15 protein-coding genes and 1 pseudogene are annotated in these 20,092 nt (G+C 39.0%); 5 read left to right on the forward strand and 11 right to left on the reverse strand.

Annotation, left to right across the window (positions count from 1 at the left end; translation table 11 throughout):
- Nucleotides 1-1,005 (forward strand): membrane-bound metal-dependent hydrolase, encoded by a 1,005-nt coding sequence (locus tag UZ34_04105; protein AKO64586.1) that lies wholly within the window; start codon nt 1-3, stop codon nt 1,003-1,005.
- Here the strand turns inward: UZ34_04105 and UZ34_04110 are convergent.
- Nucleotides 986-1,234: a hypothetical protein gene (locus UZ34_04110; protein ID AKO64587.1), complete on the reverse strand. Its 249-nt coding sequence runs from the start codon at nt 1,232-1,234 to the stop codon at nt 986-988. The genes UZ34_04105 and UZ34_04110 overlap by 20 nt on opposite strands.
- Nucleotides 1,235-1,269: 35 nt before the next feature.
- Between UZ34_04110 and UZ34_04115 the strand changes: the two genes are divergently transcribed.
- Together UZ34_04115 and UZ34_04120 are read left to right on the forward strand one after the other, a co-directional pair.
- On the forward strand, nt 1,270-1,764 hold the full coding sequence (locus UZ34_04115) for a transcription elongation factor (GenBank protein AKO64588.1): 495 nt from the start codon (nt 1,270-1,272) through the stop codon (nt 1,762-1,764).
- Between the two features lie 8 nt (nt 1,765-1,772).
- Nucleotides 1,773-2,372: a drgA gene (locus tag UZ34_04120; protein ID AKO64589.1), complete on the forward strand. Its 600-nt coding sequence runs from the start codon at nt 1,773-1,775 to the stop codon at nt 2,370-2,372.
- Nucleotides 2,373-2,375: 3 nt separating this feature from the next.
- On the opposite strand, the gene UZ34_04125 is transcribed toward UZ34_04120, so the two are convergent.
- The 5 genes and pseudogenes from UZ34_04125 to UZ34_04145 form a co-directional block, all read right to left on the reverse strand.
- A complete protein-coding gene (locus tag UZ34_04125; protein AKO64590.1) occupies nt 2,376-4,187 on the reverse strand; it encodes a GTP-binding protein in 1,812 nt (603 codons plus the stop codon).
- Nucleotides 4,188-4,237: 50 nt separating this feature from the next.
- Complete coding sequence (locus UZ34_04130; GenBank protein ID AKO64591.1) at nt 4,238-5,434, reverse strand: phosphoribosylglycinamide formyltransferase; 1,197 nt, start codon at nt 5,432-5,434, stop codon at nt 4,238-4,240.
- Between the two features lie 821 nt (nt 5,435-6,255).
- Nucleotides 6,256-8,175, reverse strand: a pseudogene (locus tag UZ34_04135) (hypothetical protein).
- Nucleotides 8,176-8,626: 451 nt separating this feature from the next.
- A complete protein-coding gene (locus UZ34_04140) occupies nt 8,627-9,247 on the reverse strand; it encodes a hypothetical protein (GenBank protein AKO64592.1) in 621 nt (206 codons plus the stop codon).
- A 46-nt stretch (nt 9,248-9,293) separates the two neighbouring features.
- A complete protein-coding gene (locus UZ34_04145) occupies nt 9,294-10,352 on the reverse strand; it encodes a hypothetical protein (GenBank protein ID AKO65159.1) in 1,059 nt (352 codons plus the stop codon).
- 214 nt (nt 10,353-10,566) lie between these two features.
- On the opposite strand from UZ34_04145, the gene UZ34_04150 reads away from it, so the two are divergent.
- On the forward strand, nt 10,567-11,094 hold the full coding sequence (locus UZ34_04150) for a hypothetical protein (protein AKO64593.1): 528 nt from the start codon (nt 10,567-10,569) through the stop codon (nt 11,092-11,094).
- A 181-nt stretch (nt 11,095-11,275) separates the two neighbouring features.
- On the opposite strand, the gene UZ34_04155 is transcribed toward UZ34_04150, so the two are convergent.
- The 4 genes from UZ34_04155 to dnaE are packed head-to-tail and all read right to left on the reverse strand — an operon-like array spanning nt 11,276 to nt 18,391.
- Nucleotides 11,276-12,604: a hypothetical protein gene (locus UZ34_04155; GenBank protein ID AKO64594.1), complete on the reverse strand. Its 1,329-nt coding sequence runs from the start codon at nt 12,602-12,604 to the stop codon at nt 11,276-11,278.
- Nucleotides 12,605-12,613: 9 nt separating this feature from the next.
- On the reverse strand, nt 12,614-13,927 hold the full coding sequence (locus UZ34_04160; protein ID AKO64595.1) for a hypothetical protein: 1,314 nt from the start codon (nt 13,925-13,927) through the stop codon (nt 12,614-12,616).
- 3 nt (nt 13,928-13,930) lie between these two features.
- Nucleotides 13,931-14,890: an acetyl-CoA carboxylase subunit alpha gene (locus UZ34_04165; protein ID AKO64596.1), complete on the reverse strand. Its 960-nt coding sequence runs from the start codon at nt 14,888-14,890 to the stop codon at nt 13,931-13,933.
- 30 nt (nt 14,891-14,920) lie between these two features.
- Complete coding sequence (gene dnaE / locus UZ34_04170) at nt 14,921-18,391, reverse strand: DNA polymerase III subunit alpha (GenBank protein AKO64597.1); 3,471 nt, start codon at nt 18,389-18,391, stop codon at nt 14,921-14,923.
- Between the two features lie 63 nt (nt 18,392-18,454).
- Between dnaE and tpx the strand changes: the two genes are divergently transcribed.
- Nucleotides 18,455-18,958 carry a peroxidase gene (gene tpx / locus UZ34_04175; GenBank protein ID AKO64598.1) on the forward strand — a complete coding sequence of 168 codons (504 nt, stop codon included), beginning with the start codon at nt 18,455-18,457 and terminating at the stop codon, nt 18,956-18,958.
- On the opposite strand, the gene UZ34_04180 is transcribed toward tpx, so the two are convergent.
- Nucleotides 18,942-20,090, reverse strand: coding sequence for a DNA methylase (locus UZ34_04180; GenBank protein AKO65160.1), 1,149 nt, complete (start codon nt 20,088-20,090; stop codon nt 18,942-18,944). The genes tpx and UZ34_04180 overlap by 17 nt on opposite strands.
- Nucleotides 20,091-20,092 lie beyond the last annotated feature (2 nt).

Raw genomic sequence — 20,092 nt, forward strand, 5'->3', positions numbered from 1 at the left:
TTGGATCCGTTAAGTCAAGGTGTCCTTGGCGCCTCACTGCCACAGAGCTTTTCTAATAAAAACAATATTGTCTTTGTTTTTATTATTGGTTTTCTTGCTGGCATGTTTCCAGATATCGATATTTTGTTTCGTTCTAATCATGACCCACTTTTATTTCTTGAATTTCATCGACAGTTCACGCACTCATTAATTTTTATTCCAGTGGGTGGGTTCATTTTCACAACAATCTTTTATGGTTTATTTTTTAGATTAATCCCTTTTAGTTTTTTAAAAACTTGGTTATTTGCCACCTTGGGGTATGGCACACATGGATTGCTTGATGCTTGCACCAGCTATGGCACTCAGTTACTCTGGCCATTTTCAAATGAACGCATTAGTTGGAATAATATCTCCATCATTGATCCTTTATTTACTATTCCTGTTTTAATTTTATTAGTTTTATCGCTTATAAAAAGAAAATCATTCTGGTCAAAAATTGCCTTAGGGTGGGCTTTAATCTATCTAACTATTGGATTTATACAAAATCATCGAGCAGAACAAGTTGCAAATGAAATAATTACAGAAAGAAATCATCACCCAGAAATTATTAGCGTCAAACCAAGTTTTGGTAACTTAATTTTATGGAAGATAATTTATCAACACAATGATTACTTCTATATTGATGCGGTCAATATTGGTCCAAAAAAAGAAGTGTTTGCTGGTCAAAAAATAAAAAAATTTAATAAGTTGGATCTACCCTACTTCAATAACCTCAGTGAGATACAAAAAAAAGATATCGATCGATTTTTATGGTTTAGCCAGGATTTTGTAGCTGTAAATCCACAGAATGAATTTGAGCTCCTTGATATTCGTTACTCAAACCTTCCAAATGAGATTGGTGGCTTGTGGGGAATTCATTTAACTCCAAATACGGAGAACCATGTTGAATTTATATCAAACAGGTCATTACAAAAAAGAGATTTTAGGCAATTTTTCCAGATGATATTTAATGGTTATTTTGATTGATATTGTTTAAATAAAACTCACAATCACTCATCGAGCTAAATTTTTCGATTGGGATTGAGTTTTGAAAATCTGTCGATGATGAGTCAATACATTGAAAATCTTGCGTCAACTTAATTAGTCGACTCTCAGATTTGCTAAAAATTTGTTGGGTCCAGTGAAGTGAGGTTTCATCGTTAGCAACAAGATCATGAAAAAAAATAAATAAAAATATGGTAAATAACGCTTTCATCCCCATAATATACGTATTATTTTAAAAGAAGCAATATGAGTAGAGCCTTTGTAAAAGAAAATGATTTAGAACATGCTGGCATTGATATTCCAGAAAGACCAGTCAGTCAGTTACCCAATTACGTCACGCCAAACGGACATAAGCAATTAAAAGAAACCATTCATTTAATTGAAACAGAAATAAAATCAATTAAAGAATTAAAAGACTCTCCTGAGAATAAACAAAATAAGATGAAATTAGAGCGTGATTTACGTTATTATCTTAAACGCTTTGAAACAGCCATTCTTATTGATAAACATGAGGATAGTAATAAAGTGTTATTTGGTGCGCATGTTATCTTGATTGATGAAAATGATGAGACTTATGAGTTTCAAATCGTTGGCGAGGATGAGGCTGATATTAAGCAAAACAAACTGAGTTACGTCTCTCCATTAGCCAAAGAATTAATTGGCTCATTAATTGGGGATGAGGTTATCTGGAAAAGAGCTGACGGCAATCGTGTCGTATTTATTGATTCTATAAATTATTAGAGGGTGGTATGGATTTTAAAAAAATAGTTCAAGAGAGAAGATCAATTAAATATTTTGATGCAAATCACAAAATGACCAAGGATGAGGTCAATGAGCTTTTCAAAATGACTGTGTTATCACCCACCGCGTTTAATATTCAACATTGGCGATTTGATGTCATTGAGAATAGAGAGTTACGTGAAGAAATTAAAAAAATTAGTTTTAATCAATCGCAAGTAACCGATGCGTCATTGTTAGTCGTTATCTCAGGTGACCTGGATGCCTGGAAAAAAAATCCAAAAAAGTATTGGAAAAATGCTGACGAAAATGTGCAAAAGATGATGGAGTCCATGATTACTGATTTTTATATTAACAAAAAAGAAATGCAGCGTGATGAAGTGATGAGGTCTTGTAGCATGGCCGCGATGACGATGATGCTTTGTGCCAAAAATATGGGATACGACAGCTGCCCGATGGATGGGTTTGACTTTCCAGAGTTGTCAAAACTACTTCAGTTTCCCAAAAACCAGATACCAGTCATGTTTGTGGCTATTGGAAAAAAACTTCAAGATGCTTGGCCCCGAGGTGGGCAATTAAATTTAAACCAAGTGGTCAACTTCAGAGAGTAAGTATTAAGCCTCTCGGGAGGCTCTTTTACGCTCATGTTCTAATAAAAATCTTTTACGTATGCGTATTGACTCTGGGGTAATTTCAACCAATTCATCATCATCAATAAATTCAACGGCATATTCTAGCGACAAAGGTATTGGAGGAGTTAGATTTACCGCTTCATCCTTGCCAGACGCTCGAACGTTAGTCAGCTGTTTTCCTTTAATTGGATTTACAACGAGATCATTATCTCTGGAATGAATACCGATCACCATTCCTTCGTATAATTTATCCCCAGGATGCACAAACATTCTTCCACGATCTTGAAGCTTCCATAATGCATAGGCCACTGCATCGCCATGTTCGGCAGAAATTAAGACACCGTTCCTTCTACCCGGAATATCATCTTTAATTGGACCGTAATCATCAAAAATATGGGCCATGATGCCTGTACCACGGGTCAATGTTAAGAACTCACTTTGAAAGCCAATAAGCCCCCGTGCAGGAATCCGGTATTCTAGTCGTGTTCGACCCACACCATCATTCTCCATGTTCGCCAACTCGCCCCGACGATGACCTAATTCCTCCATGACTGCGCCCTGGGACTCATTATCAATATCCACTGTCAGAAACTCATAGGGCTCAGATTTAACACCATCGATTTCTTTAAACACCACTCGTGGCTTGCCTACAGCGATTTCATAACCCTCGCGGCGCATGTTCTCCAATAAAATGGTGAGGTGCAGCTCGCCTCGGCCTGACACTCTGAACACATCCGCATCCGATGTTTCTTCTACCCTTAAAGCCACATTAGTGAGCAACTCACGATCCAAACGATCCTTAATTTGTCGACTGGTCACAAACTTGCCTTCTCGCCCAGCCAGGGGTGATGAGTTCACCACAAAATCCATCGTCAGGGTGGGCTCATCCACCTTCATTAAAGGGAGACCCTCTGGTTTATCGTTGGAACAAATCGTATAACCAATACCGATGTCTTCAATTCCAGAGATAATGATGATGTCACCAGCAGATGCCTCGGGGATAGCCACCCTTTCTAATCCTTTAAATCCGAGGACTTCGTTAATACGACCCTGAGATACTTTTTTATCACCAGCCATCACAGAGACGCTCATGCCTTGTTTTATTGTGCCGTTTTGTACGCGTCCCACAGCCAATCTTCCGGTATAGCTGGAATAATCAAGTGCTGATATTTGCATCTGTAAGGGAGCGGATGGATCACCTTTAGGAGCTTGAACATGACTTAAAACTGTTTCAAATAAAGGCTTCATGTCGTCATTACTGTCTTCTTCCTTATGTTTTGCATAGCCGTTTAATGCGGATGCGTACACCACGGGAAAATCTAGTTGCTCATCGTTGGCTCCAAGATTGGCAAAAAGATCAAATGTTTGATTAATGACCCAATCACAACGGGCCCCGGGTCTGTCAATTTTATTCAACACCACAATCGGTCTTAAGCCCAGACTCAATGCTTTTTTAGTCACAAATCGTGTTTGTGGCATCGGCCCATCAACGGCATCGACTAATAATACACAGCCATCTACCATACCTAAGACTCGTTCTACCTCACCACCAAAATCTGCGTGGCCTGGGGTATCCACAATATTAATCAACGTGTCATTAAAGGTCAGTGCAGTATTCTTGGCAAGAATGGTGATCCCACGTTCCTTTTCTAGATCATTCGAATCCATCACCCTCTCAGACACTTCTTTATGGGCCTCAAAGGTACCCGACTGCTGTAAGAGTTTATCGACCAAGGTGGTTTTACCATGGTCAACGTGGGCAATAATAGCGATGTTCCTGAGGTTTCTAGACATATGGGTTCTTTATAAAAAATTAACGCGCCATTATAGCACCGTTATATGGTTTAAACAGGTTTGGTTTTGATTTGAGATCTTGCTTGTTGTGCTTTATTTCTGGCCTCTTGAATGTCGTCAGCATGGGCCAAAATAACGCCCATTCTTCTTTTCTTAAACGATTGAGGTTTGCCAAATAAGCGGATATCGAGACCCTTATCTGCTAAGGCTTTTGGAATATTTTCGAACGAAATAGCATCACAGTCATGACCACCATAAATCACCGCTGAGGCACCTGGATTAGATAGTGAGGTATCGACAGGCAATCCCAAAATGGCTTTTGCATGCAATTCAAATTCAGATTGCTTTTGAGTAATCATGGTGACCATGCCCGTGTCATGCGGACGAGGGCTCACTTCAGAAAACCAGACCTGGTCCTCTTTGATAAAGAGCTCTACCCCAAAAAGTCCTAAGCCGCCTAATGCAGATGTCACTTTTTCGGCAATTTCTTTTGATTTTATTAAGGCTTTTTCATTCATGGGTTGTGGCTGCCAGCTCTCAACATAGTCTCCATCTTCCTGACGGTGACCAATCGGCTCACAGTATGAGGTGATGATATTTCCATCGGAATTTAAAGATCTTACTGTTAATAATGTGATCTCATAATCAAAATCAATTTGACCCTCTGCGATCACCACACCCTCATTAACTCGCCCCGTGGTTGCAGCATATTCCCAAGCTCTCTCAACATCATCCATGGATGTAATGCGAGATTGACCCTTACCTGAAGAAGACATAGTTGGTTTAATAAAACATGGCAAGCCTACCTTATTCACCGCTTCTTTTAACTCGTCACAGCTGCTAGCAAAGGCATATGGTGATGTTGGAATTGTTAAGTCTTCTGCAGCTAACTTTCTAATACCCTCACGATTCATGGTGAGTTGCACTGCTCGGACATTGGGAATGACTTTGGTGACATTATCAGCTTCAAGCTTTTCAAGCAGCTTCGTGTTGATCGCTTCTATCTCAGGAACCACCAAGGTGGGTTTTTCTTGTTGAATCAATTGTTCAAGTGCCGCAGCATCAGTCATGTCAATTGAATAAGCACGATGGGCCACCTGATGGCCGGGAGCATTCTCATAACGATCCACGGCAATCACCTCCATGCCAAGTCGTTGAAGTGAAATAACAACTTCCTTACCTAGCTCACCACTACCTAGGAGCATCACCTTGGTTGAATTTGGTTTGAGTGGGGTTGTAAACTGCATGCATATCCTCTATTAATGCTGGATATTAATATTATATCGTGAGATCGGATAATAGATGGTGAAAATAAATCACAAAATACAAAAAAGCCCTCAAGTGAGGGCTTTTTCTAAACTAAGTAGATACCTTATTACTTAAATTGATATCCAATCGTTATCCAAGCAGCTTGAGGTGAACCTGGGATCACACCAACACCTCTGAATGGGTCACCTGTTCTTGCGTTGTTACCCACACCGGTAAAGCCGTTCATGAGTAGACGTCCGCCACTGTAATAGTTCTTGTCGAGCAAGTTTATTGCCTTTAAAGAAACCATCCAGTTTTTCGCTGGGCTCCAGTTAACGTCTGCATTAAAGATCATGTAACCAGGGTTTTCACCGTCACCACTGTGTTTTTGGTTCTCGTTACCCATCATGTAGGTCTTACCGTATGCCAGACCGGTTAAACCGAATCTTAGGTTTGGTGCAGCTTCATAATTTAAACGAGCTTTTAAACGGTGTTGAGGAATGTTCGCCAAACGATCACCCTTGCTAACATTAATTTTACTGGCTTCGATACCAACGTTTGTATCAATCCATTCTTCCATTTCTTCAAGGTTAGAGGCTGTCCAATCAACTGAATCAACTTCATAGTTTTCACCCTCAGCTGATGCAACTGATAAATCGACATCAGGAGCTGCAGTGCTTGTACCAAGGGTTGCGGCTGATTTATTATCGAAGAAATTGGCCAAATTATAGAAAGTCTCAGAAACTTCATATGCATCTTCTTCTTCCTCGAACTCATAAAGCTCATCAAATTTGTTGTATGAAGTGGTTGATGTTGTTCTAGAGCTATTTGCGTCTGACACCAACTCCAAGTCTGAGTCGTAGGTCGCATTCACATAACCGTAAGAACCTGACCAAGAAAATTTGGATCCTTGACCAAAGAGATCAAGCCCAAACAAACCTGAGCCACTTACTCCTACATCGAGACCATCACGGCGTGTGCGGCCGACGTTATCAAAGTAACCCAAACCGTTTTGGGCGTTACTGTTAATAAAGTGAATATCATCGTGGTTCATCGCATGATAAATAGCCGCATTCCATTTGATATCACCTGTTAGACGACCTGATGCACCAGCCTCGTATGTTTTCGAGACGATGTCGTCGAGTGGAGGATCATCTGCCATTTGAGTCGGAAGACTACAAGCGATCGCAGGGTTCGAACAACCCAGCTCGATCGATGTTGGAGCACGATTAGATTCACTATATGACGCGTAAGTCGTATAGTTCTCCGTTGGCTTATAAGTCACGCCCACTGTTGGGTTAATTCTTGAGAAGCTCATTTTCTCAGTTAATGAACCCTCACTCTGGTCCGACCTTCTATCTTTGTTATCGACCTGAATGTGGTTGTAACGCAAACCACCGGTCACGTGCCACTTGTCGTTTAAAGAAAGAGTATCTACTGCGTAAATACCGAACGTGTCAGTCCTTCCTTGTAAGTCTGTATTTTGCTCATATTCACCCGTCTTAGCATTAATCACACGAGTATCGCCTGCAAACGTTGATCCCTCGTACTCGGCCTGGTCAAATGAGATCAGTGATGTTTCAACGTTGACACCGGTAACTAAATGGTTCTTGTAGCCGAACAAATCTTCTGTAAAGGTCAACTGACCTGTCGCACCGTATTTATTCTGTCTAGTACGAGTGGTTCGCGTTTCGCCTTCGATCTCAATTGTTTCACCATCTTCGAACTCAGGTTCAATCATATATCTACCAATTGTAGAAACATAACCACCTTCACTCGCATCATATTCAGCCTCGAGCTCAGCGTCACCATTCAGAGTGTAACGATTGGATGACACTGCATATGCATTAGCACTGAGCATAATCGTATCTGAAAAGTAATCTGTGTAAGATAAGTTGAATTTGTTGTAACGGTTTTCTGTTGCGTCAGGCACCGTATTCACCCCTGATCGGTCGCCGCCTAATAAATATTTAGGAGCCAAACCATTACCAATCAGGTTATTCGATGCACCGGTGTAGCTAAGCTCAACACGACCGCCTGTTTCTAAATCAAAACCTAACTTACCAAAAGCCTGGTTAATGTGCGATGGTGAGTAATCACGCCAGCCATTTTCTGAGGTGTGGTTGTAGCCAAAGTAGTAATCAATCTTAGTACCATCAATGATGCCACCCATTTCAACTAAACCCCCTGTTCGATCCCATGAACCAGCTGTTGCAGAAATGACACCCTTATTAAACATCTTACCGTTTTTAGTCTGCATGGAGATAGCGCCACCCAATGTGTTTAAACCATAAATCGGGTTACTGCCGCCCACCACTTGAGCTCCAGCTAGTGCAAACGTTGGAATTGTGTCCCATAAAACCACATCACTAAAGGGTTGGTTTTCACGAACACCATCAACGTAGATAGATAAGCCTTGAGGGTTACCTGCAATCGCTCCCGCGGAATATCCTCGGTAGAAGATCTCAGGCTGCCAGGGGTTACCACCGACTTCGTTGAATGAGATGCCTTGTGTATTGTTATTTAAGTAATCAGCCAGTGAGACACCAGATTGCTGTTTAACATCCTCTGGTTTGATTACAGTAATTGCTCCTGGCACAAGAGACTGATCCAAACCAATGGATGGTAATGGTGCAGGACTGTATACGTTAATTTTACTGGTCTCAAGATCTTCCGCATGAGCTGAATAAGCTAGTGCAGACAGAACAGCCAGACTTAATTTGGTTTTGGTTAACTTCATAAAAATTCCTTAAGTGGTTTTCTAGAATTTAATAACAAAATCATTGATACGAGTAGGGATAGTGTCCCGTATGTTGTATTTTTTGGGGTTTTTTTTAACTATGTTGTTTTTTTGCAACAACCAACAACAAAAATGATTTTTCTTGATTAAATATAAACACTTTTTGTATTCTGCTCGAAATTAAATATTTTTTTACCCAATCCTCGAATTTTTAAAGATCAAACTTCACCAATGAGCTTGCAGATCGGGATAAAATCCCGTTTTGTCAGGATTCTGTCCCTCTCACGAAATCATTTAATCCACATAAAATTTAACTTTAATTAACTTAATTTATATCTGTATCTTATGAATGACGATTTATTATTAGTAATTGGTGTGGCCGTAGGCATGATTATTCTGTTTACACTGATTAATATTTTCTACGGTGCTCTGACTTCTATCTTCTATTAATCTAGATCAGGTTATTTTCTTTAGCCGCGTGGAATAACTCAAAATCAGAACTGACCTCCATTTTTTCTTTTATAAGCGCCAGTTTATTAGCCACAGTCTTAGGACTTATATTGAGGAGCTCTGCCACCTCACTGTTCGTCTTCCCTGAAGCGAGTAATTTTAATACCTCAAACTCACGGGTCGTGAGTATATTTAAATTTGTTTTATTAGATTGACTAGTCTGAACAGCGTCAGATAGCTCTTGTGAGATAAAGACTTTACCTGAAAGGATAGTCTTCACAGCCGTGTTTAAGTTTTCAGCAAATTCACCCTTGCTAATAAAACCCATCGCCCCTGCCGTCATCACCTGGTGAATGATGGCCGGATTCTCATGCATTGATAGCATCAGTATTTTTTGACTGGGGTATTTCTGTAAAATTTTTCTCAAAGTCTCAACACCACTGATGCCGGGTAAATTAATGTCCAGGATGATTAAATCAAACACCTGATTGTTCATCAGCTGGTAAGCATCTGAACCGTTGCCAGCCTCATGGATATCATCTACTTCGGGGTGCGTCGACAACACACTCTTAATCCCCTTTCGGATAATTTCATGATCATCAACAATTAAAAGTGTGGCCATCTACAGTTAACTTTACATAAGAAAACAAAATTATAGTTTAAAAACTCTATTTATACACAGGTTCATCTAGGCTACCGAAAGTTTTTGGATAGGTGATCACACCCCATGGCTTGCCAGGCACGTTAAGGCGCTTCTTCTCGGCATAGGTCATGGCATCGAGAACAAGAAAATCATCAGAGCCACCGCAAGCAATGAGAATATCCTCGCCGCTCGGGCTAAAACTCATATGCCAGCATCGCCTAGCGTTCAGGTCAACCGTCCTAAATTCTTCTCTGGACGCCATATCATACACAAGCATCTGTTGCGACTTGCTTGCCAGGACATACAGACGCTGGCCATCTTCACTAAACATCAAACCATAAGGATTTTTACCCGTCGGAATGGACTCGACCACAGCATATTTATTCAGCTCATTTGTAATCAAGACCACATTATCACTATGCTCCATGGTTACCGCGTAAAAATTTCCAACCGGCGATCGTTTAATACCCCTTGGTCTCTTACCGTGATCCTTTAAATCGATGGATGCAAGTTGATCACCGGACTTGATGTCATGCACACTCACAGTACTGTCATTCTCATTCGTGACAATAATCGCCTGTCTGTCATGGGTGAACTCAATGCCCTCCGTCTCAATCCCTGCCTCGATGTCTTGAATTATTTTTCCGTTGGTGATATTGACCACCTTGATTCGGGCTGGCTCCTCCTCCTCATCGTCATCGTCATCGTCGTCATCTTCTTTTTTTGCTGCATCATGTTTTTTTTCGGGCATCGGTTTACCTTTTGATGACGGTTCAGTGGATACGAAGACATGATCGCCGTACACTCGAATAAATTCTGGATTTTCCCCAACCTCTATCTGCTTATTTTGGTTATCTGATCTGAGGTCGATCAGATTAATCGACGCACTCCCCTTGTTAGCGGTTACTAGATATCGTCCGTCTCGAGTGATCCCAACTCCTCTTGGCTTATCTTTATTCTCAAGTTGTTGTGTAACCTCATAAGTCTCAAGATTGATGATACTCACCCCGCCCTTTTCCGTTGTAACAAATGCTAGTTCTTCATTCTTATTATCGGCACATCCCACCAACAAAAGACTTACTATGAAAAAAAAGTGGAGGTTGAATTTGAAAAGCTCATGCATAAGGATTTTTTCCTGAGATTGTTATAGAGCTTCTATACTAATAATTGATAAGCTAATTGAAACAGGATTTTGTCCCGTCTAGTCGGGATATAAACATTATTGAGATGAACTTTTCTTCACCGTCCAAGTCATTAAAATTGATTTTACAAATTATTCACATAGGAATTTAAATAAAATGTTAAAAAAAGCAACACTCGCAGCTCTCATATCTTTTTCATCATTGGGTATGGCAGCTCACACTGAAGAAGAAATTGCCAAATCTCTTACCTCTGGTTTAGATAAATGTTTCATGGCAGTCCATAAAAAATATGGTGGGAACATTGTCTCACTCGAACGTGAGGTTGAAGATGGCCAAGCTGTGTATGAGCTCGATATCAAAACCAAGGACGGCAAAGAGATTGAAATCGAATGTAACGTAGCTACAACTGAACTTTCTGACGAGGAAGTTGAGGTTGCCGCGGATGACAAGGCCTTTGTAGGCGCAGTTAAGATTTCTGCTGAAGAGGCAGAAAAGATTGCTCTAGAGAATACGCCAGGCAAGGTGGTTGAAAGAGAGTATGCGTTTGAAGGTGATCTTCCTGTTTATGAGTTTGATATTTATTCTGAAAAAATTGGCCACGAAGTTGAAGTAGAGATCAACGGAGTGACAGGTGAGATCATGGAATCAGAAGTTGAGATTTATGACATCGGTATGGACGGTTAAATTTATCTTTAAGAAAAAACCCCAACACGTTGGGGTTTTTTATTGCCTATTTTTTGGGAGAATAAAAAAATAGTAAAAAGCTTGTGAAATTAAATAAAATCAAACTACATGGTGAATATAACCTTGTATCTACAACTCAATGAAGGGGATTTGTCACGAATGCCAGTGTATTAGTCCCGACTCAATTACCAGTCAGCGGAATTAAAACTGTAACAACAAAGTTGTCCTTGATTTTTTTAGCGGAAAAGCTGCCACTTAATGCCGCTACTCGCTCTCTCATCCCGATCAATCCTAGTTTTGAGGTCTTTATTTTAGTTTTACGTATGCCATTATTTCTAACCATTATCTTAAGTTGATCTTTCTTCTCCAAAATTGAGATGGATGTTTTTTTTGAGTCGCTATGCTTGCTAATATTTGTGAGGCACTCTTGAATAATGCGGTAGAGGTTAATTATTTGCCGCTTATCAAGAACATCTAATTTTTCAGTTATATTTATTTCAAGCTCCACATTTTTTTGCTTATTTTTCTTAATCCATTGGTCTATTAGGTCATTCAGTGCCGTCTCAATACCCACCTCATCAATGATCCCAAGGTTTAAACTTTGCAACAGGGTCCTTAAATCTTGGATCATTGATTTACTGATACTTATTATTTTTTTAAGTTGTACATTTTTGAAAGCTTGGCTCTGCTTTTCAGTGGCGACATATGCCTCAGCCTGAATAGCCGCAAGCGATTGGGCAAAGTCGTCGTGCAAATCTCGTGATATAGATTTCTTTTCGTCCTCTTGGATATTCACTACGGCCCGATTAAGTCGCATGATTTCGTCATTATTTTTTTTTAATTGACGTGCCATGACATTAAATTTTCTGGATAACGTATTGAACTCTAAAATTTTAGGAAGAGGTACGGCAACGTTAAATTGTTTTTTTGCTAGCCGATCAAAAGACTCAATAAGCTGATTAATGGGAGACAGTATTCGCGAAAAGATAATAAAAATAGATACATTAATCAAGAGCACAAAAATAATTGTAACAAGTAAGCTGTTTTTAAACTGTTCCCATATTTCATTAAATTCTGAGGTAGGATCTGGTGTTAGTTTAATGTAACCAATGTCTTTTCCAGACACGTTTAGTGGAATAATTTCATGCTCATAATTCTCTTTTTGTTTCCACGATAGCAAAAAAGAAAACCATGCGGGAGTGAGTGCCTGCGTATTTTGATTTAAATTAGTCTCAAGTAACAAGTCATCTTTATTGTAATACTCGATCAAAAGGTGTCTCACCGTGATGAGTTCGGAAATCCCGAGCGTTCGGTTTGCCTCTAGATATTTTATATATTCTGGATTTTTTTGAATGGATTGCCTAATGGCATAGGACGCTAACTGTTTTGAAGATAAAATCTCACTTTTAGTATTCTTAGCTGAATTTAATACAATAAGAATTAAACTTAAGACGATACTTAATATAAGCAGAGTGTTGACAATCAAGATAAGGCGTAACTTAAAGCTCATAATTGTTATTTAAATTATTCTTAATTCAAAGCTTAACCCAGCTTCATCATTCTTGCATAGATAATTGATATCTGTTGCAATTCCCGGAATCGTTACTGCTTTGTTATTAAAGTAAACAACAGGATAGTTTATTCTCTCCCATGGCGGAATTTTATTTTTTTGAAAAATGTACTGCAGGGTTCTTGCTGGCTGATGAGGATGTATTTTAATCTTGGCGCTCATGTTTCGAGGTTGATCAATTTCAATTGTATTTTTTTTTAATCTTTCTTGGTGAATTCCTTGACCACCCTTATTTTTAATAATAATCATTCTATTATTATCTAAGATTATTTTCTTTTGACTGGTCCAGATGACTTTTTTAAATGATGCATCATTGTTTTTAACTAAATATAATAATTGATTAAAAGAGCAAATATAAAAGTGGTCGACCTTAATTTTGATATTACTTTCAGAATGGATCTTTTTAACCTGGCCTATAATTTGTCCAAGAACTTTTATGCTAGGCATTAAAACCTGATGTTCGTTTAACCAAAAACGAATGACGTTACCCATATCGTAATCAGATAGTTTTTTTAATTTCAGGCCATTTAATTGATTGCTGCCCTCAAGCACATTCTCATAGAGTTCTGCATGCATTGAATTTTGGTGGTTATAGGCATCAGCAATATGCTTAACGGATCTTCCAGAGGTGGTCGCAAACTGTGGAAATCTTTTTTTAATTAAGGGAATCACTTTGTTTCTTAAGTAATTTCGATCGTATTTATTATCTTGGTTTGACGAATCTTCAATAAATTTGAGTTTATGTTCTTGTTGATATCTATGAATTAGATGCTTACTCACACCTAATAACGGTCTCCAAATTTTTAATTTTTCATGGTACTCAGGCATGCAGCTCAAACCCTTTGATCCAGCCCCTCTGGCAAGCTGAAGCAGTAAAGTTTCAAGCTGATCGTCTTCATGTTGGGCGAGCACTAAAATATCTTGTTGATGTTTTTGGAATGCTAGGTACCTATGTTTTCTGGCAGCGCCTTCGGTACCTAATTTAAGATCCTGATCGATTGTGACTTTTTCATAAATATATTGAATCGATAATTTTTGTGCGAGCCGTTTTACTGTGGTGGACCATTTTTTTGAATCTGGATGCAATTGGTGATCAATGTAAATAAAATTTAAATCAAATGGGTATTTTGATCTTAATTGACTTAGGGCGTGTCCAAGAACAACGGAATCGATACCGCCACTTACTCCAACGAGGAGGTGACAATTTTTTTTAAGTTTCTGTTTTAAAAATGATTGCTCAACAAAGTTAACGAGCTCATTCATAGATTAGGACTGAAATTCACCATAACTCATCAACCTCTGATACCTTGTGCTTAATAAAATATCTATGGGTTGTTTTTTTAAGCGACTCAATTGTTTAATCAGTGCCTGTCGGACAGATTCCATGATCGCATCAATATCGCGATGTGCTCCACCGAGAGGCTCAGGAATTACTTCATCAGCTAGACCCACTTTTTTTAGATGATCGGCCGTGATCCCAAGACTTTCTGCCGCAATGTCAGCTTTTTTTGCGTCTTTGTAAAGAATCGATGCACAACCTTCAGGTGATATCACTGAATAAGTAGAATACTGGAGCATCATTAGATGATCGACGACTCCGAGTGCCAATGCACCGCCAGAACCTCCCTCACCTATAACAATCCCTATGGATGGGGTTTTCAGTTCACTCATCGCATATAAATTTCTTGCAATCGCTTCTGACTGACCCCTCTCTTCAGCCCCAATTCCAGGATATGCGCCTGGGGTATCAATTAATGTGATAAGTGGAAGATTAAATTTTTCTGCTAAGTGAAATAATCTGAGTGCCTTACGGTAACCTTCAGGTCGCGGCATACCAAAGTTACGGTATTGTCTTTCCTTGGTATCTCGTCCTTTTTGTTGTCCCACCACCATCACGGGCCCACCCTCAAACTCAGCCAGGCCGCCAATAATTGCAGGGTCATCTGCAAAGGCTCGATCGCCATGTAACTCTTGAAAGTTAGTAAAAATATTTTCAATGTAATCACTGGTATAAGGTCGTTGCGGATGGCGAGAGACCTGAGATATTTGCCATGGGGTTAATTCATCGTATATCTGATGCAACAAATCGTCTGTTTTATTTTGCAATTGTTTGACTTCTTTTGAGATGTTTAATTTTGGATTATCTCTATGAGCTAACTCAAGCTCTTCAACTTTGGAAGCTAATTGTTGTAGTGGTTTTTCAAATTCTAAGTAATGTAGTTTCATAATCAGATTATCTATATAACTTATCCGTGGCTAATTATAAATGATTTTAACATTCTCATCCTGAAATGATTTTTTCAGATCAAAGATAAGGTTTTCATGAGGAGCAACAGCCCAATTGTCACCCAATTTAATTTCTGCAGATCCCTCTTGATTTTGATACTCAATCACCACTGGACACCTTCCAATCTCTTGCGGATAGGCTCCGTTGCTGTAAGGTTTCAATAATAACTTTAGTTGTTCAGGGTTCAGATTCTCACCCACATTGATTTTTATTTGTTTTGTTTTTCGACTTTGCACAGTTAATAGATCAAAAATATTCACTGCTGATACCCGATTACCTCCAGTAAATTCATCCGGGCTGACCTTACCTTCCACGATCAATAATTGATCTTCTTTAATCAGCGGGTAGACCGTGGATAATAATTTACTTCCAACAATCATGTCTAATCTCCCTTCACCATCATCAAGAGTCACGATGGCAATTTTTCCTCGTTGAGTCATTCTATTTCTGACCGCCATCACTACACCAGACAACCATTGGTTATTATTCGATGGTCTTGCATCACGTAATGACTGAGGATACATCGCCCGAACCATTTCTTTGTAATGTGAAAAAGGATGACCGCTATAATAAAAACCTAAGGCCACCTTCTCTTCATAAATTTGCCTTTTACTATCCCACTCATCTGTTGCAACATAATTAGTCACTTCTTTATTCGCTTCTTCACCAAAGAGAGAGTCCTGACCCATATGAGATTTTGATTGCTCTGCTAGAGATATGGCTTGATTAATAGATGCTAATAAGGAAGCCCTATTTTTTTCTAACTCATCAAAGGCGCCGGCACGAATCAACGATTCTATTACCTTCCGATTTACTTTTCGTAAATCAAGTCGCACACAAAATTCAAATAGTGACTGGTAAGGTCCATTGCTATTTCTATCCTCTAAAATGACTTCAATCGCAGCCAACCCAGTTCCTTTGATGGCTCCTAATCCGTAGAGGATTTCTTTATCATTTAATGGCTGAAATCTAAATACACTATAATTAATCGATGGAGGAAGCAGTTTAATTTTATTAAGTACGCAATCATCAAATAAGAGTGCAATATTATCTGTATTATTCATATCTGCAGACATTGAGGCTGCGATAAATGATGAAGTGTAATGTCTTTTTAAATAGGCAGTTTGATAGGCTATTTTTGCATAAGCAGCCGCATGAGATTTGTTAAAACCATATCCAGCAAACTTTTCAAGTAAGTCGAATAGGTTTGAGGCCTGTTGTTTTTCTAAGCCGTTTTGAGTGGCTCCATGAATAAACACCTCTCGCTGGGCATCCATTTCTTCCACTTTTTTCTTACCCATAGCCCTTCTTAAAAGGTCTGCTCCACCCAGAGTATAACCAGCAACAGTCTGAGCGATTTGCATCACCTGCTCTTGATAAACCGCAATCCCATAGGTTTCTTTCAAGATCCCTTCTGTGGATGGATGGGGATAAGATACCAATTGTTGCCCATGTTTTCTTTTACAAAAATCTGGAATCAAATCCATTGGGCCGGGACGATATAAAGCAACCAAGGCAATAATATCCTCAAAGCAGTCCGGTTTGGCCTGTTTCAGCATATCCTTCATGCCCCTTGATTCCAATTGGAAAACTGCCGTCGTATTCGCATTACTTAACCACTCAAAGGTCTCTTCATCATCTAGCGGAATATCATCTAATTGGATAGGTGATTTGCCTTCGGTGGTTCTCATTTTATTGGCGTTATTAAGAGCCATAGAAAGAATGGTTAAGGTTCTTAAGCCAAGGAAGTCAAATTTAATAAGGCCGATGGATTCCACATCATCTTTGTCAAATTGACTCACCATACCCTCACCACCTTCTTGGCAATATAAAGGTGAGTAGTCTGAAATTTTTCCAGGTGCTATCAGAACACCTCCGGCATGCATCCCTACATTTCTAACCAAGCCCTCTAGCTTTAGGGCAAGATCAAAAAGTTCTTTTACTTCCTCTTCATTTTTTATTCTTTGTTGAATTTGTTCTTCTTTTTCAATGGCGTCTTTTAAAGTTATGCCTAGTTCCATAGGGATTAACTTGGCAATGCCGTCAACAAAAGGAAAGGGTAAATCTAGCACTCGGCCAACATCTCTTATCACCGCCCTAGCGGCCATGGTACCAAAGGTAACGATCTGACTAACGGCGTCATAACCATATCGTTCTTTTACGTACTCAATAACTCGGTCACGACCCTCTTGGCAAAAATCAATATCGAAATCCGGCATGGAAACCCGCTCAGGGTTCAAAAATCTCTCGAACAGTAAGTTGTAAGAGAGCGGATCAAGGTCAGTAATACCAAGAGCAAAAGCCACCACAGAGCCTGCACCTGAACCCCTACCTGGGCCAACCGGAACATTATTTTCTTTTGCCCAGTTAATAAAGTCTGCAACGATTAAGAAATAACCAGCATAGCCCATTTGATTGATAACATTGATCTCAAAATGTAATCGATCCAGATACTTTTTTTCTTGAGTCTTAAAATTCTCCTCTTCAGGATATAAATTTTTAAGTTTTTTCTCTAATCCATCGATGGCAGTTTTTTCCAAATACTCATTAATGGTTAACCCTTCCGGAATTGGAAAATCAGGAAGGAAAACATTCCCTAAATCAAATTCAAAATTACACCTTTTGCTAATTTCTAAAGTATTACTTATCGCTGACGGAATATCATCAAATAAAGCGACCATCTCCTCAGGTGTTTTGAAGTATTGTTCAGCAGTAAAATTTTTTGGTCTACGCTGATCTCCAAGCACGTATCCTTCAGCAATACATGTTTTTGCCTCATGGGCCTGAAAGTCTTCTTTTTTAATAAATTGAATTGGTTGGGTGGCGACCAGGGGAATATCTAAATCATAACCAAGTTGAGCTATCGCTAAAACTAAATTTTCCTGCTCCTCGACTTTTTTTGCAACCTCGTAACGCTGGACCTCAAAGTAAAACCGATCATCAAAAGCTTCTTTTAACTGTTTGGCTATGTGAATAGCTTTCTCTTTTTTTTGCGAAAGAAGACTTTGTCCAATCGCACCAAAATTAAACCCTGAAAGGCAAATTAACCCATGGTTCAAATCTGAAAACAACCACTCGAGCTTTATTTCTGGTCGGTCTCTGTATTGATTTTCTGTGTACGCTCTTGACAGTAATTTAGATAAATTCAGATAACCTTGTTTATTTTGACAAATCAATAACAGGCGACTTGATTGGTCTCGATTGTCTTCATTCTGGATGTAAACATCGGCTCCGATGATTGGCTTAATTCCATTACTGGTCGCTAACTTAAAAAATTTAACGGCTGCAAAAACGTTACTTAGGTCACTGATTGCTAGCGATTCTAATTCCAATTCTTTTGCTAAAGAAACATAATCACCAAGCCTAACAATACCGTCTGTTATTGAATATTCGCTGTGACATCTGAGGTGAATAAACTTGGATTCTGAATTACTTTGCATGTTTTAATTTTACCTGATATCTTTATTTATTCACGATATCTTTAAGACTTTATGGAGAGAAAAATGTCATCAGTTACACTTAAAGGAGACCCGGTCAAAATTGGCGGTCAGTTCCCTGAAAAAGGATCCTCAATCGCAGATTTTAATCTTGCTAATCAAAAAAGAGAAAATGTGTCATTAGAACATTATGCTGGCAAAAGAAAAATTCTGAATATCTTTCCAAGTATTGATACGCCGACCTGTGCACTTTCAGTCAAACGATTTAATGATGAAGCGGCCAAGTTAAATAATACTGTGGTGTTATGTATCTCAGCAGATCTACCATTTGCACAAAAAAGATTCTGTGGAGCAGAAGGTGTAGAAAATGTTGAAACATTATCTGCCTTTAGAGACATAGCTGGTTTTGCTAATGCATTCGGTGTGGCAATTAACGATTCCAGCCTACAAGGACTAACTTCAAGAGCGGTTATTGTGGTTGATGAGAATAATACCGTCATGCACAGTGAATTAGTCTCTGAAATTACCGAAGAACCAGATTACGAAAGTGCACTTAATTCTCTTGCTTAAGCTTGCGGTTGCTACCAGCAACCATGACAAACTCAAATAATCTGCAATCCAAGGCCCCGTTATATAGCGGGGTCTTTTTGCTGGCAGATAATCTCAAACCTCTTGGAAAAGCCATATCATTACTAATAAAGTATGCTCTCCAGCCGGAAAATTCTTTTTTTAAAACAGATCCCCAAAGCTGATAACTTTCAAGAAGCTTTTCAGACTCGTCTAACCTCACCCCATAAGGTGGATTACAAACAATCACACCATGATCATTGGGTGCATTCGATGTTTCAAATCGGCGATTATTAATTCGTATATAGGGCTTCAATCCCATCTGGTCGATGTTGGTTGATGCCGCATTAAAGGCCTGGCGATCAATATCAGAAGCATAAATATGTAATTCTTTTTCTATTTGCTTTTCTTTTAGCTGTACTTTAATTTTGTGAAATACCTCTTTATCAAAGTCATACCAATGGTGAAATCCAAACATGCGGTTCATTCCAGGATAGATATTTAATGCCATCATGGCGGCTTCAATCGGGAGCGTGCCGCTTCCGCACATTGGGTCTAATAGTGGCACCTTAAAATCCCACTCAGATAGAGTAATTATGCCTGCCGCCAGATTTTCTTTTAGAGGAGCCTCGATTGTTTTTTGTCGATATTCTCTTTGATAAAGTGGCTTGCCAGATGAATCAATGTAAATAATATAATTATTCTTTTCTAAAAAAAGATGTACTTTAATATCAGGATCTCTCACATCAACATTGGGGCGCTGTTTATATTTTTGGTTAAACACATCACAGATGGCATCTTTAATTTTTAAGGTCACAAAATCAATACTTTTTAAAGAGGTTTTAATTGAAGTTGTTGAAACTTTTATGGTTTTATTTACGGGAAAAATATCATCCCATTTTACTTTCATTGCTGCCTGATATAAGTCATTTTCAGACTTGAATTGACCGTATGATAATCTTTTTAATACTCTAGTGGCATACCTTGAAGTTAAGTTTAAGGAGTACATACTGTCCTGATTGCCATTAAAAGATACCCCGCCATCATGAACTTTTATTTTTTGACCATCGAGTGTTCTAATTTCGTTAAAGAGGAATTTTTCTAGTCCTCTAGGGCATGTGGCAAAAAGGGAAATTT

It is taken from the genome of Methylophilales bacterium MBRSF5 (assembly GCA_001044335.1).
Lineage (GTDB): Bacteria > Pseudomonadota > Gammaproteobacteria > Burkholderiales > Methylophilaceae > BACL14.